This window comes from Bradyrhizobium sp. CB2312, assembly GCF_029714425.1.
In the GTDB taxonomy this organism is placed as follows: domain Bacteria; phylum Pseudomonadota; class Alphaproteobacteria; order Rhizobiales; family Xanthobacteraceae; genus Bradyrhizobium.
Genome location: NZ_CP121668.1, coordinates 4,995,571 through 5,009,576, shown reverse-complemented (window position 1 = coordinate 5,009,576; position 14,006 = coordinate 4,995,571). Strand labels below are relative to the sequence as shown.

Annotated in this window: 9 protein-coding genes, 1 tRNA gene and 1 pseudogene; 6 read left to right on the top strand and 5 right to left on the bottom strand. The window is 64.4% G+C overall.

The features are described 5' to 3' along the window. The first annotated feature begins 97 nt into the window (after positions 1–97). Positions 98–478 (top strand): hypothetical protein, encoded by a 381-nt coding sequence (locus QA642_RS24595; protein WP_283079144.1) that lies wholly within the window; start codon positions 98–100, stop codon positions 476–478. Here QA642_RS24595 and QA642_RS24590 read toward each other — a convergent pair. Continuing rightward, positions 438–2,102: a beta-(1-6) glucans synthase gene (locus tag QA642_RS24590; protein ID WP_283086966.1), complete on the bottom strand. Its 1,665-nt coding sequence runs from the start codon at positions 2,100–2,102 to the stop codon at positions 438–440. The two genes, QA642_RS24595 and QA642_RS24590, sit on opposite strands and share 41 nt — an antisense overlap. Before the next feature lie 222 nt (positions 2,103–2,324). Between QA642_RS24590 and QA642_RS24585 the strand changes: the two genes are divergently transcribed. From QA642_RS24585 to QA642_RS24575, 3 genes are all read left to right on the top strand, one after another. Continuing rightward, complete coding sequence (locus QA642_RS24585) at positions 2,325–2,921, top strand: beta-1-3, beta-1-6-glucan biosynthesis protein (protein ID WP_283079143.1); 597 nt, start codon at positions 2,325–2,327, stop codon at positions 2,919–2,921. 218 nt (positions 2,922–3,139) lie between these two features. Further along, positions 3,140–5,809: a glycosyltransferase gene (locus tag QA642_RS24580; protein ID WP_283079142.1), complete on the top strand. Its 2,670-nt coding sequence runs from the start codon at positions 3,140–3,142 to the stop codon at positions 5,807–5,809. A gap of 316 nt (positions 5,810–6,125) precedes the next feature. Beyond that, positions 6,126–6,201 (top strand) — tRNA-Lys (locus tag QA642_RS24575). A 269-nt stretch (positions 6,202–6,470) separates the two neighbouring features. Here QA642_RS24575 and QA642_RS24570 read toward each other — a convergent pair. Then, positions 6,471–7,127, bottom strand: coding sequence for a methyltransferase domain-containing protein (locus QA642_RS24570; RefSeq protein WP_283079141.1), 657 nt, complete (start codon positions 7,125–7,127; stop codon positions 6,471–6,473). 125 nt (positions 7,128–7,252) lie between these two features. On the opposite strand from QA642_RS24570, the gene QA642_RS24565 reads away from it, so the two are divergent. Both QA642_RS24565 and QA642_RS24560 read left to right on the top strand, forming a co-directional pair. Then, positions 7,253–7,423, top strand: a complete 171-nt coding sequence (locus QA642_RS24565; protein WP_283079140.1) for a hypothetical protein — start codon at positions 7,253–7,255, stop codon at positions 7,421–7,423. A 903-nt stretch (positions 7,424–8,326) separates the two neighbouring features. Further along, the gene (locus tag QA642_RS24560; protein ID WP_283079139.1) at positions 8,327–8,485 is read left to right on the top strand and encodes a hypothetical protein; all 159 of its coding nucleotides are present in this window, start codon (positions 8,327–8,329) and stop codon (positions 8,483–8,485) included. Between the two features lie 82 nt (positions 8,486–8,567). Here QA642_RS24560 and QA642_RS24555 read toward each other — a convergent pair whose 3' ends face one another. The 3 genes and pseudogenes from QA642_RS24555 to QA642_RS24545 form a co-directional block, all read right to left on the bottom strand. Beyond that, a complete protein-coding gene (locus QA642_RS24555; RefSeq protein WP_283079138.1) occupies positions 8,568–8,753 on the bottom strand; it encodes a hypothetical protein in 186 nt (61 codons plus the stop codon). 661 nt (positions 8,754–9,414) lie between these two features. After that, positions 9,415–10,097 (bottom strand): annotated as a pseudogene (locus QA642_RS24550) (hypothetical protein). Positions 10,098–10,460: 363 nt separating this feature from the next. Then, positions 10,461–13,568: a DEAD/DEAH box helicase gene (locus QA642_RS24545; RefSeq protein WP_283086965.1), complete on the bottom strand. Its 3,108-nt coding sequence runs from the start codon at positions 13,566–13,568 to the stop codon at positions 10,461–10,463. Between the last annotated feature and the right edge of the window lie 438 nt (positions 13,569–14,006).

Genomic DNA, 14,006 nt, shown 5'->3' with positions numbered 1-14,006 from the left:
CTCGCCAATTGATTTGGCCGGAGATCCTTGCGTCAATTCGCAGGAAACCCGGCTCTCCCCTGTTGCCCCCTCCCTTCATCCCGACCATATTGCGCCCATGACAAAAAAGCCTTTTCGCCTCACGCCCTACCAGGTCCAGTTCCTGATCGTGGTCGGCTTCGCATCGGTCGGCTACGCGCTCTATCTGCGCTATCTCGGGATCGAGCTCTCGACCGTCGGGCTTGCCTGCGACGCCGGCCTGCAGACGCTGATCTGCAAGGCGCGTTCGGTCGCGACCGTGCTGTTCAAGAATTCGGTGTTCGGGATCGTCGCGCTGGTGGCGGCGACGCTGAACCTGATGCGACCGTCGATCGTGCTGCTCACCGTCGGCATCATCGCCGCCGGGCTCGGCATCGTGCTCTACAATGTCGTGCTGTCGGGCCTTGCGATCGGCCTGCTCATTCTTGGATTTGCTCGGCCCGCGCCCGCCACAGCGTGAGCGCGAACAAGAGATAGATCGCGCAGGTCCACAGCGACTGCCAGTTCTCGCGGCCCTCGTTGAACAGCACATAGACCGCCGAGAGCGCGAGCACGCCTGCGAACACCGCTTCCGCGATCGGACGCTGGCCGATCTGCGGCCGGTTCAGCATCAACAGCGCGAACGGCACCACCGCCATCGTCAGCGAGGCGTAAGGGAAGTCGTGGTAGCGCGGGTCGAATACGAAGGCGAGCGCGGTCTGCGCCGCGATCACCGCCGTCAGCGCCAGCGTGAGACCCAGCACCGCCGTCAGCTTCGACCATTTCCGCCCCTCGCGCGGGCCGAGCAGATCGAGGAAGGTCGGCAGGCTCCGCCCGATCACCATCGCCTGCGCGCAGAAGATCGGCGACAGGATGCCGGCGAGCAGCAGCGCACCCCAATGCAGCCAGCCGCCGATGCCGTAACTCTCGTAATACATCTTGTCGGCGCCGATCCCGAGCAGGATGCCCGCAGATGTGGCCGAGATGGCGACGCCGAGCCAGGCCGAGAAGCGCGGCGTCCACGGCCGCCGCCGCAGCGTGATCAACGCCACCGCGAACACCAGCACGGACAGGCCCATGCCCGCGCCCATGTACCATTTCCAGTACGGGAAATTGCTGATCGGCTGGCCCGGCGGATATTTCAGGTTCCTCCGCACCGAGTCATAGAGGCCCCAATAGCCGCCGACGGTGCCTTCCAGCTTGCGCTTCCAGGGCTGGTCGTAGGACTCGATCAGATTGACGCGGAATTTCTGCGCCTTTGCGAGGCTGAGGATTTCCGAGACGACGCGCGCCTGGTTGGTGCGCGAGGGCAGCGCGCCGTCGCGCATGCGGCCTTCGCTCGGCCAGCCGGTCTCGCCGATCAGGATTTCCTTGCCCGGAAACGCCACCGCCATGCGCTCGCGGATCGTCTCGACATGGGCGGCTGCGAATTTCGCCTTGACCGGGAAATCCTCCCAATAGGGCAGGATGTGGATCGTGACGAAATCCACGGCGTCATAGACCTCGCGGTTCTTCAGCCAGAACTCCCAGACGTCGGCATAAGTGACGGGCACGCTGACCTGCGCCTTCACCGCACGGATGATGGAGACGAGGTCCGCCGTCGTCATCTCGCCGCGCAGCAGCACCTCGTTGCCGACGATGACCGCGGTGATGACCTCAGGGAATTGCTTGGTGAGACGGACGGCGAGCGATGCCTGCTCGAAATTCTTGGTGCGGTTGCTGGACAGCCAGATGCCCTGCAGCACCTTGATGCCGCCGACCTTGGCGGCGATCGCCGGCACCTGGTCGAGCCCGTTCTCCATCGAATAGGTGCGGACGCAGTCGGTGATCTCCTTGAGCTGGCGCAGGTCCTGCTCGATCTGATCGGCCTCGATATGGGTCCAGGCGTTCAGTGGCGACTGCTCGCCGCGGAACGGCGCGTAGGAGACGCATTGAACCTTCTCGGCGGGATCGATCGGGGCGCGCGCGAGCGTGATCGGCGTGGCCAGCCACCACCACACGGCAGCAATCACACCCAGTGAAACGAGCAGAAGCGCCAGTGGCGTACGAAGAGAAATTTGTTCCGTCCTCCGCGAAGGGCCGTCGATTACCTGCTCGCACGCCATCTGCCAAGGGGGCACTCCGGGTGGATCCCCCGCGCCCCCAAGGAATTTACCTGCAGCCGTTCGACCGGGGCCTAGGATCGTGACTTTGCTGGACAAAATTCGAAATACAGGTCATGGGACTCGGCGGGACTTTTCCGCCGCATTGGAGACCCATTTGGACGCCATCACCGGCGCGTCCGCGGGATCCTGACGCGGGCGGTCAGCGGAGAAATTGGGGAATTCATGCGGCAACGGGTGCGTCAGTTACGAAATGCGGTCCTGCGGCAGTTCGCCGCCACCTTGGCCGCTTCCTCCCTGGTCGTCATGGTCGGTTTCGGTGGCGCCTTCGCCCAGAGCGGCGCGCCGGCTCCGGACCAGGGCAAAGCCGCCGCCCAGCCCGCCGACGCAGCCGCCAAGGACGCCGCCCAGAACCAGCGCCGCACCGACGAGTTCGCCGAAGCCGCCCAGGTCATCAACGGCCCGGCCGGCAATCCCGAATGCGTCTGGCTCGGCCGGCGCGTGGTGCGGCTGATGTGGCGGGATGACCTCGATACCGCGTTCCGCCATCTCGACCTCTACGACCGCTTCGGCTGCCCCGGCGGCCACATCCAGGCCGCCTTCCGCTGCCTGACCCGGTTCGGGGGACAGATCGATCCCAAGGTCGCCGAGACCCTGGACAGCCGCGTGCATGCCTGCTGGATCAACCCGGCGTCCCAGCCGCAGCAGGCGGCGGCCGCGGCCTCCCAGCCGGCGGCGGCGACGTCAGGCAATTCGCAGGCTCCGCAGCCAGCCGCGAGCCCCTCGCCTGCGGCAAGCCCGGCACCGGCGCCGCAGAAATAGTCGGAAGGCACCTTCAGCCGCCGTTCAGGAACGATCGTCCAGAGAAACGGTTGGCACTGCCGCGCATTTCCTGAAAAGGCCATGCCCTCATAAGGACATGAGGCCATGACAGTTGTGAAACCGCGCGGCAGAGGTATGCTCCATTTGCCGCGGACTCGGTCGGATCTCGGGGTCGGATCCGCTTCCCTGCCACCTCAGCCCCTTTTGGTTTAGCCGCGATGCGCGTTGTCGCCGCCGTTCTGTTGCTTGTGTCCGTGCTTCACGCGGGGCTGTGGGGAGTCTTGCGCGACAGGGAGCCCGCACCCGACTTCAAAGGCCTCCTGCCGAGCGTGTCTTATGCGCCGTTCGAGGGCTCGGCTCACCCCGATATCGACAACATCCCGACCATCGAGAAAATCCGCGCCGACCTGAAGACGCTGTCGACCATGACGCGCGCGATCCGCCTCTATTCGTCCACCGGCGGCGTGGAACTGGTACCGCCGATCGCGGCCGAGTTCGGCCTCAAGGTCACGGTCGGCGCCTGGATCGACAAGGACAAGGACCGCAACGAGCGCGAGATCAAGGCCGCGATCGAGCTCGCCCGCAAGAACAGCAACGTCGTCGGCGTCGTGGTCGGCAACGAGGTGATCTACCGCGGCGAGCAGAAGGTCGAAGACCTCATCGACATGATCAAGAAGGTGAAGGGCGCCGTCCGCGTGCCCGTCACGACAGGCGAGATCTGGAACATCTGGCGCGACAATCCCGACCTTGCCTCCAACGTCGACTTCATCGCCGCCCACGTGCTGCCCTATTGGGAAAACTTCCGCTCCGACCAGGCGGTCGACCAGGCCGTCGATCGCTACAATCTCTTGCGCAACCTGTTCCCCGGCAAGCGCATCGTGATCGCCGAGTTCGGCTGGCCGAGCCAGGGCTACAATTTGCGCAACGCCGATCCGGGTCCGTTCCAGCAGGCGCTGACCTTGCGCAACTTCGTCAGCCGCGCCGAAGCCATCGGCATGGAATACAACATCGTCGAAGCCATCGATCAGCCCTGGAAATACTTCGAAGGCGGCGTTGGTCCGTACTGGGGCATCCTCGACGCCAGCCGCGAGCCGAAATTCGCCTGGACCGGCCCGGTCGAGAATCCCGACTACTGGAAGCTGATGGGAATCGCGCTGCTGGTCGGCATCCTGCTGTCGCTGCCGATCCTGCGGCTTGAAAAGCCGACCGCGAAGCAGGCCTTCCTGCTGTCGGCGACCGCCAACGGCGTCGGTGCCTGGACCGCGACCGTGTTCGCGTTCTGGAACAGCCACTATTTCATCTTCGGCTCGGCCTTCGCGCTGACGCTCGGCATGATCCTCCTCGTTCCGCTCGTCCTCATCGCGATGGCGCGCATCGACGAGATCGCGGCCGTCGCTTTCGGCCGGCCGCCGCAACGGCTGCTCACCAAGGGCAAGCCGACCGAGAACGTGCCTGAGAATTACTACCCGAAGGTCTCGATCCACATTCCGGCCTATTTCGAGCCGGTGGAGATGATGAAGCAGACGCTCGATGCGCTGTCGCGGCTGAACTATCCGAACTACGAATGCGTCGTCATCATCAACAACACGCCGGATCCCGCGTTCTGGCAGCCGATCCAGGACCATTGCCGCGCGCTCGGTGAACGCTTCAAGTTCATCAACGCCGAGAAGGTGCAGGGCTTCAAGGCCGGTGCGCTGCGCATCGCGATGGACCGCACCGCCGTCGATGCCGAGATCATCGGCATCATCGATGCCGACTATGTCGTCGATCCCGACTGGCTGAAGGACCTCGTGCCCGCTTTCGCCGACCCGCGCGTCGGCCTCGTGCAGGCGCCGCAGGAGCATCGCGACGGCGACCTGTCGATCATGCACTACATCATGAACGGCGAATATGCCGGCTTCTTCGACATCGGCATGGTCCAGCGCAACGAGGTCAACGCCGTCATCGTGCACGGCACGATGTGCCTGATCCGCCGCGCCGCGATGGACATGGCCGGCGGCTGGTCGTCCGACACGATCTGCGAGGACTCCGATCTCGGCCTTGCGATCCAGGAGCTCGGCTGGGTCTCACACTACACCAACCACCGCTATGGTCGCGGCCTGCTCCCCGACACCTACGAGGCCTTCAAGAAGCAGCGTCACCGCTGGGCCTATGGCGGCCTCCAGATCGTCAAGAAGCACTGGCGCCACTTCCTGCCGGGCAAGAGCCGGCTGACGCCCGATCAGAAGCGCGAATATGGCCTCGGCTGGCTGAACTGGCTGGGCGCCGAAAGCCTCGGCGTGGTCGTGGCGCTGCTCAACCTCGTCTGGGTGCCGATCGTCGCCTTTGCCGACATCGCCATCCCCGACAAGATCCTGACGCTGCCGATCATCGGCGCCTTCATCGTCTCGCTGGCGCACTTCCTGTCGATGTACCGCGCCCGCGTCGCGATCAAACCCGGCCAGATGCTGGGCGCCATGATCGCGGCGATGAGCGTGCAATGGACGGTGTCGCGCGCGGTGGCGCAAGGCCTGATCACCGAGCACATCGCCTTCGCGCGCACCTCCAAGGGCGGCCTGTCGCGGATGTCGATCGAGTTCCAGGCGTTCTGGGAAGCCGTGATCGGCATCCTTCTGCTGGTCGGCGCCGGCGTGCTGGTCGCCTCCAACAGCTTCCGCCAGATCACCGAGATCTACATCTTCGCCGGCGTGCTGGTGCTGCAGAGCCTGCCGTTCCTCGCGGCGGTGGCGATCGCCATCCTCGAGCTCAGCCGCATCAACTCGTTCCAGTTCTGGCGCGACAGCGCGATCCGCACCGCCGAGCTGATTGGCCTGCGCCCCGTCGCCCTGCCGACCCCGGCCGGAACGCCGCAGCCCGTGCCGAGCGAGGTCCGGCGGGAGGCGAACTGACGGAGCAGCCCGGTCACCCAAGAGCCCGTGATTAAAAGTCACGTGCTCTTCGGCGTGGATGACGGCCCGCCAATCGGGTTGAAAAATCCGCCTTAAGTCACGGACACCGCGGGCAAATCCCCGCCTCTGCCGCCAGTTTCGGCAGCCACCCGCACTATTGACCTCCGCAGCCACTGCCCCTACACAGCGCGGGCCGAAAGCATGATCCGGAAACAGCCGGTTTTCCCCGCAGCGCCAAGTCAGACGTCGCGGCAAGACATGCTTCTCAAATGTCCGAAGGCGATGGTGATTTCTTCGAAGCCATCCGCGGCCATGGGAGCGCGTAGCTCAGCCGGTAGAGCACGTGACTTTTAATCACGGGGTCCTGGGTTCGAGCCCCAGCGCGCTCACCAAACAAGATTAAAGACTTAAGCCGAAACTCCAGCCGATAGAAAAGGCTCGGTGTCTGCATCGTGTCCGCAGATCGATTAAGGCGATCGAGGATGGCCGCGCGATAGTTGCCGGTCATGATCGCAAGGCCCGCCCGCTCCTCTGGCGAAGTCGCCTCGCCCGCCAGATCCAGGCAGATGCGCTCCATGCGCGCGAGCTCGTCGATGTCCTGCTGATCCCGCCCCATGCGGCCGATCAGACTCCGGTCAGGGGGATGTCGTCGAACTCGCAATCAACAGCGCTCGAACTTGAATTGCTGTGTTCCCCGCTCGGCTGGATCTGGGCCGCGCTCAGCAACGCGATAGCTCTTGTGCGCCTCAATGAACGCCTGTTCGGAAATCCAAGTCCGATCGTATTTTACGAGCTTCTCCGACGAAGCGCGCAATGTGCCTGGACCGTTGTCGCTCAGGTATGAAGTCTGCATCTCACGCCTGCTCTCATCGCTGAGTGGCACGCGGTGCCAAGCAAGCGCCGCCGGCCGCACCAGACAGAGGCTTCTGATGGTTTCGATCGGGTCGCGGACATACTGTATGGCTCCGTTCGAATGGACGAGATCGACGATCCCAAGCCAATTCGCGGCCTGCTCGATGCGCTCGAAAAACATCAACCGGTCAGTGGCGAGCTCCCGAGCGCGATGCACCATGGCCGGCGTCTCGACCACAGCCCAACGGATGTCCGGGCGCGGCTGGCGGGCAAGCTTGTAATGCAAGCCAGCGCCGCCGCCGAAATCGAGAACGGTGTTCACGCCCATGACGAGCGGCCAGTTCCCACTCGGCTCGTAGTTGATTGTCTTAAGGAAGATCGTCTCAACCAACTCTGGGTTTTCGTACCCCTCAATGACCTCCCGCGGCCGAAACAGCTTACGCTTTACTCTCTGAACGAAGTCCATACCGGTTGCTCCGGAATTACGGTGACTGCCCTCACCCTCGTCGGTTCCAACAGCCTGCCCCCAAAAAAGCCGGGAGACAACGCGCCGGAAGGGTGTAGGATTCAAGAAAAGCAGGAGGGAGCGGCATGTTTGAAATCAGCGGTTTCGACACGGCAGGCGTCGTCAGCCTCAAGCGGCTGTCACTCGCGGCGGCCCTCAAGAAGGCCAGAGAGCTTGTCGCGGACGGCTGCTGGGACGTTCAGATCGTTGATCCAACCGGCCGGATCTACACCTCGTTTGAAGAGCAAGCCGCCTAAAGCGCGATCCGGACCCGAAGGGCCGCGCGAGCGCAAAGTGCGAAGCGGTTTTCCGGAAAGATCATGCGTAAACAACAACCTAAAGCGCGATGACGATCCAAATCTCATCGCGTTTCAGCCGCTCCGGCTTCGCCATCCAGAGCTCAGCCGCCCCCGTCGGATCGCCGGCGCGGGCTGACAGCGCAATTGATCGCTATCCCCCTCGGCCCACATTGGACGAGGCACTGTCCAGCCACCGCCGCGTTGCTTCATCGCTCCAGCCGGGAACTGCGAAGCGCGCCCGAGGATTCACGTCCGGGCCGGAACGATCGACCGCGGGATCGCGCGGGTGATGTGCACGGGAGCGATGCGCCGGCGCAGCGTTCGCAGCGGTGCACAGGACAATCAACAGACCCGTCAACAGCCCCTCGGCGAGGACGGAGCGCATCGTATCAGCTCCTATCGGGCTACCGCCCGGGCTGATCTGATGTGCCGACGATCCCACCGCAACATGAGGCGGCATCACGGCTTGGCGATGGACGTTGCGCTCATGCGGCTCAACCGCCGATCGAACCGCGGGCATAGGAACGTTTCCTTGAGTGGGGAATCTTACAGGCGCAAATCGATCCTGTGTTGCGCGTAGATCGAACGATGGAAAAAGCCCTAGCCTATGCCATCTCAGCGCTCCTGGTGGGCTTCGGTGCCTGGATACTGGTCGTTGGCCTTTCCTCCAGCTCGCCTGCCCTGTGGACCATCGTGGCGCTGGTCCCAATCACGATCGGACTCGTGAGCGCCTTTGGCCCCACGTGACTTGGGTCCGGTGTGACTTGATGGGGACAATCGGGGATGGGTCAGCGCGTCTGCATTTTCCGAATCGAGGTTCTGTGGTCGCTCCACTGATGGGTCGCGTTCAGAGGTGTAGGCGTGAGCCAGTTTCTATCGATGCTGCTGCTAGTTGCCGCCGTGGTTCTGACCGTCTGCTTCGGTGTGGCAGCCTGGCGCCTCTCTGACGAGAAGGAGCTCGAGGTCACTGGCCAGATCGCGCGCCAGTCCTACGACTGGAAGGCGCCTCCGACCCGCTAACCCCTCGCGCTCGACCTCCGCCGCAATGATCCGGCGACCGTCCTCGTAGACGGGTTGTAAGCCGTCAGCACCTGAGGCGGCCTTACTGTCCAGCGCCTTTGCGCCGCTCCAGCATCGCCATCTCGACTTGTTGCGCGAGCACGGTCAGGTGATTGGCCAGCCGATCAAACAGCTCGCGCTTGGCTTTGTCGGTCGCAAGATCACGGATCAGTGCGCACTCGGCCGCATCCGTGCGCAACTTCTCCAGCTGAGCCTCGTAATCTTTCATGGCTCGCCCTAGTTGCCATATTTTCCCGAATAATTTGACAGGGAAACTGCAGAGTCAATCGGGTTCGCGGGGCAAGACCTGGGAAGGCCTCACCGTTAACGAATCAGAGCCGCAAGACGGCCCCGGCCATGGGGGCTTTTGGGGGTGTAAGGCCGGGGCCGCTGGAGGTGCTAGGCCTTAGGGGAAGGCCCAAGCAGCTGGGAGCTTACCCTGAGATCGAAGCCGCGCTCTGTTCGTTTCAGCACATTCGAGATGTGTTCCGGGCAGGAACTCGGTGCGGCGGATTGCCAGTTTTTCCCGACTCGATTCACATGCACAAATGCATTCGAGAAAATGATGCGGCTTACTTGGTGCGGCAGGTAAGTGGGAGGCTAACAGTGAGTGACAGAGCGCTGGCGCAGGGCAGATTTTTGGTTCGGACGGGAGGCATCGGCTGGATGGTCTACGATCGAGCGCGCAAGGGGCCGGCGCTGATCGGAACGGACTGGGCAGCCAGTTTGACCAGGGAGCAAGCAGACGAAGCGTACCGGGTGCTCTCTGAATTCAGCGGAGGACAATTGAAAGATTTGATCTCAGAAGCGGCGCGCCAACACGAACCGGCGATCCCTGGTCGACAGGGGCGACGGCCAGGTTGATGCGGACATGGTGCCGCGATCTGCCCTCAGCTCTCCGGAGCCGAAGACGCAGCCGGCGTGCTCAGCGGAGCTCCTCCGACGGAAACAGGCCCGAGTGGCCCGACAGGCCCGACTGGCTTCGACTGCCGCACCAGCCGCTTGCGCATCGCGGCGGACAGCCCATAGCGGGCATTCGCGTGTCGAATGGACGACGTGACGTCCGACATCATCGTGTTTTGCAGCGTATCGACCTTCGCGATCAGCGTGGAGAGCTGCGACGATATCTTCCTCACATCGACCCGCTCGTCCGTGATGCTCTGGCGCAGGGACAGCAGCACCATCGGTCCTGCTGGAGCTGAGCCGCATTTTGCTGCACCAGATCGTTGTTCGCCTGCAGCGAAGCCGTGTGTTGCTGCTGGGCGGACAGAATGTCCTTCAAGGCCGCGACAACCGGATCCGGTTTCGGTGCGGAAGCTTTCGGGCGCGGAAGCAGTTCGGCCAGACGGCCGACATCCAGCGACGGCAGATCGGACGGCAGCGTATAGATCGCCGCCGCGCCATTGATGGCCAGGGCACACACGGCCAGGGCCAGCACCGACTTCCGGCCGGAAGGCCTGATCGGGACTTCGACTTCCAGGCTTGCGGGTTCGGGCGCCGCGGCGAGCGCGAGCGCTTCGGGATCGAGTTGTTCGACAAGGCCTTGCGCTTCGGGTGTCGTGGTCACTGGCATTGACCTCAAATGAGCGAGCAAAAGGAAGCCGACGCTGGAACGTCCTCGCGACGAGTCCTTTACGCAGCACCCACTTACACAACTGCCTAAAATTGTGAGCTTTTTTGATTAATTCCACGTTAGCGGCGTAGCCGTCTGACGGGCGCCACCCCGGCCGATTACGAGGTCCATGGGATGGAATGAAGCCGCGCCGAAAATGCGCACCTGCGGCCCCGCAGAGCTACAACGGATTTTCCGAATATTGCCAGAATGCCACTGTTTTGCCCGACGTGCCAAACCGATCTTTTAGCCGGATTGCACAAGTCATTGTGCCGGCTGTAGTTTGCTACTGTGCATGGGGTTGTTTTCGCGTTTTGAGGCGCCCTACCCCTCGTCCAGCACCTCGAACAACTCCTCGACCCGCTCGAACGGCGCGTCCTGCATCTTGGCGTGATACACTACGCGATCGCCGTCGCGTTGCAGTGACTTTCCGCGCGACTTGCGCAGCCGCCCCGGCAGGAACGTCGCGGCGACCGCTTCGGGGCCGACGTCGAGGCGAATGATGCCTCTGCGCTTGCACTCGATCCTGAGCCCGGCCGCGGCGAAGAAATCGCGCGCGGCCTTCGGCAGCGGCCCGAAGCGGCGGGAGGTTTCCTCCTCGAGGTCGTCGATCTCGTCCTCGCTGCCGCATCGTGCGGCGCGCGCATAGAGCTCGAGCCGCACTGGCTCGGACTGCACATAGGTCTCGGGCAGCATGTCTCCGACCGGCAGGTTCAGGTCCGGCACCCAGACCGCGGCACGCTCTTCGTCGACCTTCTCCGAGGCCATTTTCAGGAGGTGGCTGTAGAGCACGGGCCCGAACACCTGGACATGGCCGGACTGCTGCTCCGAGAACAGGTCGCCGGCGCCGCGCAGATCGAGGTCGCGCTCGCTGATGGCAAAGCCGGCACCCGGCCGGCTGAACTCCTCGAGCACGGCGAGCCGCTTCTCGGACTGCCCGGACGCCGTCTCGGTCAAGAGATGGGCGAAGGCGCGGATACCGCTGCGGCCGACCCGGCCGCGGAGCTGGTGCAACTGGGCGAGACCGAACTTTTCCGGCCAGCACACCACGATGGTGTTGGCGCGAGGAATGTCGAGGCCGCTCTCGACGATGTTGGTGGCGAGCAGGACGTCGGCTTCGCCCTCGACGAAGCTCATCATGCGGTCGTCGATCTCCTCGGCCGGCAGTCTGCCGTGCAGACAGACGATGCGCAGGTCCGGCGCCACCGCCTGCACCCGCGCCAGCATCGGCTCGAGATCCTGGATGCGCGGGCAGATCAGGAAGCTCTGCCCATGGCGCCGCTGCTCGCGCAGCAGCGCAGACGCAATGGCCGCATCCGACAGCGGCGCGATCCTGGTTGCGACCGGCAGCCGGTGCACCGGGGGCGAAGCGATCACGCTGAGGTCGCGGAAGCCGGCAAGGCCGGCCGCGAGCGTGCGCGGGATCGGCGTCGCGCTCATCATCAGCACATGGACGTTCTTGGCGAGCCCGGCGAGCTTCGCCTTCTCGGCCGCGCCGAAATGCTGCTCCTCGTCGATGATGACGAGGCCGAGATCGTCGAACCTCACGTCCTTGCCGGTCAGCGCCTGCGTGCCGATCACGACCTTGATGCGGCCGCTGCGCAGGCCCTCCCTGGTCTCGCGCAGCTCCGCGCCTGACGTGGCCCGCGACAGGTTGCCGACCTCGATGTCGAATGGAGCGAAGCGCTTCTGGAACGTTGCGGTGTGCTGCCGTGCCAGCACTGTCGTCGGCACCGCGATCGCCACCTGCCTGCCGGAGAGCACGACGGCGGCGGCCGCGCGCAGCGCCACCTCGGTCTTGCCGAACCCGACATCGCCGCAGACCACCCGATCCATCGGGTGACCCGAGGCGAGATCATCCAGCACGTCGCGGATCGCGTTGGCCTGATCGACGGTCGTGAAGTAAGGGAAGCGCGCGACGAACTTCTCGTAGGCCGATCCCGGCGGAACCAGCTTTTCTCCGCGCCGCCGGCGGCGCTGGCTGATGTGCTTGGCAAGCGCCTTGCCGGCGATCTGGATTTCGCGCTCGGCTTCGGTGCGGCGGGCCCACCAGCTGCTGCCGTCCGCCTTGTCGAGCGCCAGCTTGCCGAGCTCGGCTGAATAGGGCCACATCAGCGCCAGATCCGGCGGCGGGACCAGAACCGCATTGTCGCCGGCAAAGGACAGCCTGACCATCTCCCGCAGCGCGCCGCCGCCGGTGTTCACCGTCTGCAAGCCGTCAAGCACGGCGAGACCGCGCTGGAGATGCACGACCACGGTGCCCTGCTCCGGCACGTCGGCATGGTCGAACGCCGCGCTCCAGGCGCGCGCCATCGGCTGTGCGTGATGCGCCCGGCTGCCGAGCACGTCGGACGCGGTCACGACGACGAGAGGCTTTTTCCCGGGCACGATGTAGCCCGCATCGAGATCGGCCAGGAGCGAGGCTTCGCCGCCCCGCCCGCTCGCGGCCTCGTCCCAGTCGTCGCAGCGCTCCGTCTTGACGCCGCTCATACGCTCCATCACGCGCAAATCGTCCTCTTGCGCTGCGACGAAGATCAGCCGCGAGCCGGCCCGCTGCACGTCCTCGACGAAGGCGCGCAGCACCTTCCGCGCGGACGTGACCTTCGAGAAGTCCGGCACGGTCTGGAGGGCGGCCGTCCGCGGCAGCACCTTCATGCCCTTCGAAAGCTGCTTCCAGTCGCGCTGTCCGAGATATTCGCGCTCCCGCTCCGCGCGCGGCGCGGCCTCCTCGATCGTGCTCAGCCAGCCGTCGGCATGCGTCGGGACGCCTGCATCAGCGATCCATTTGGCCCGTCCGCAATAGTCGAACAGGCTCGCGCGCCTGCCACGCTTGGCGGCAAAGGCGAGCCGCTCCGACATGGGATCGACGAGCAGCTCTTTCGTCTCGAAGATGATCTCGTGCTCCTTCGGGTCGAACGCCACGATGCGGTCGATGGTGCGAGCCGAATGCTCGATCCGAAACGGGCCGAGCGCGCCGGCAGGGAAGATCTCGAAGGTCTGGCCGTGAAACAGCGCCCCACCCGGATAGTCCGGTTCGTCGTCGAGATCATATCCGAGCGACTGAAGCCGCGCCTCGAGCTCGGGCTCGGAAAACGCGCCGCCCACCTTCAGGCTCACGCTCAGGCGCGACAGGCTCGCAGGCGGCGGCAGGCGCTCCATCACGGCTTCCGCCGTCGCGACGAGAAATACCGGCTTCCTGGATTTGGTGAGGCGTCGCAGCACGGAGGCTCTGCGCCCCGCCAGCTCGTGGGACGGCTCGAGCTGATCGAACGGCAAGGTGTTCAGGCGCGGAAACACCAGGACCTCGCAGGACGGATCGAGCGCGTGAATGATGCTGCCGAGCCGCTCCGCCCTGGTCTCGCTCTCGGCGAGAAAGACGATGCCGCTCTGCCCGGACTGTTTCCATTGTGCAAGCAGATGCAGCGCCAGCAAACCGAGAGGCGACGAAGACGAGATCGTGGCGCGCTGCGATCCTTTGCTCTTCTTGGGCGATGTCTTGGTCACCCGCGCTTTTTTGGCAAGCCTCACTTGAACCCGTCTCTGGTCGTCAACTGAACGCGCGCGGCCCGCATGTCGATTCGGCGGCGCGCCGCCCTGCATATGGGATTTGTCCGGCGAACGCACGCCTCCTGGCAACGTTCGGGCCGCCGTCGCGCTGCTAAATATTTAGCTGTTGACCAAGCCCAGCCGGGAACTCGCCCCCCTGCTCAGAGTGCGATCGAAGGCGCGCATGGCACGCACAAAAAACCCCAGCGCTTGGAGCCACGCTGGGGCGTTTCGTTCAAAATGAATTGGTCAAGCAACGACACTCTCATAGCAGCGATTTCGACCAGCGCTTGTGAACTGGTTCACATCTGGCGCGGCAAAGCA

Excerpts from the sequence above, each read along its gene's own strand:
- QA642_RS24580 (WP_283079142.1), top strand. The coding sequence starts at position 3,140 with ATGCGCGTTGTCGCCGCCGTTCTGTTGCTTGTGTCCGTGCTTCACGCG.
- QA642_RS24595 (WP_283079144.1), top strand. The coding sequence starts at position 98 with ATGACAAAAAAGCCTTTTCGCCTCACGCCCTACCAGGTCCAGTTCCTG.
- QA642_RS24555 (WP_283079138.1), bottom strand. The coding sequence starts at position 8,753 with ATGAAAGATTACGAGGCTCAGCTGGAGAAGTTGCGCACGGATGCGGCC.
- QA642_RS24565 (WP_283079140.1), top strand. The coding sequence starts at position 7,253 with ATGTTTGAAATCAGCGGTTTCGACACGGCAGGCGTCGTCAGCCTCAAG.
- QA642_RS24590 (WP_283086966.1), bottom strand. The coding sequence starts at position 2,102 with ATGGCGTGCGAGCAGGTAATCGACGGCCCTTCGCGGAGGACGGAACAA.
- QA642_RS24570 (WP_283079141.1), bottom strand. The coding sequence starts at position 7,127 with ATGGACTTCGTTCAGAGAGTAAAGCGTAAGCTGTTTCGGCCGCGGGAG.
- QA642_RS24585 (WP_283079143.1), top strand. The coding sequence starts at position 2,325 with ATGCGGCAACGGGTGCGTCAGTTACGAAATGCGGTCCTGCGGCAGTTC.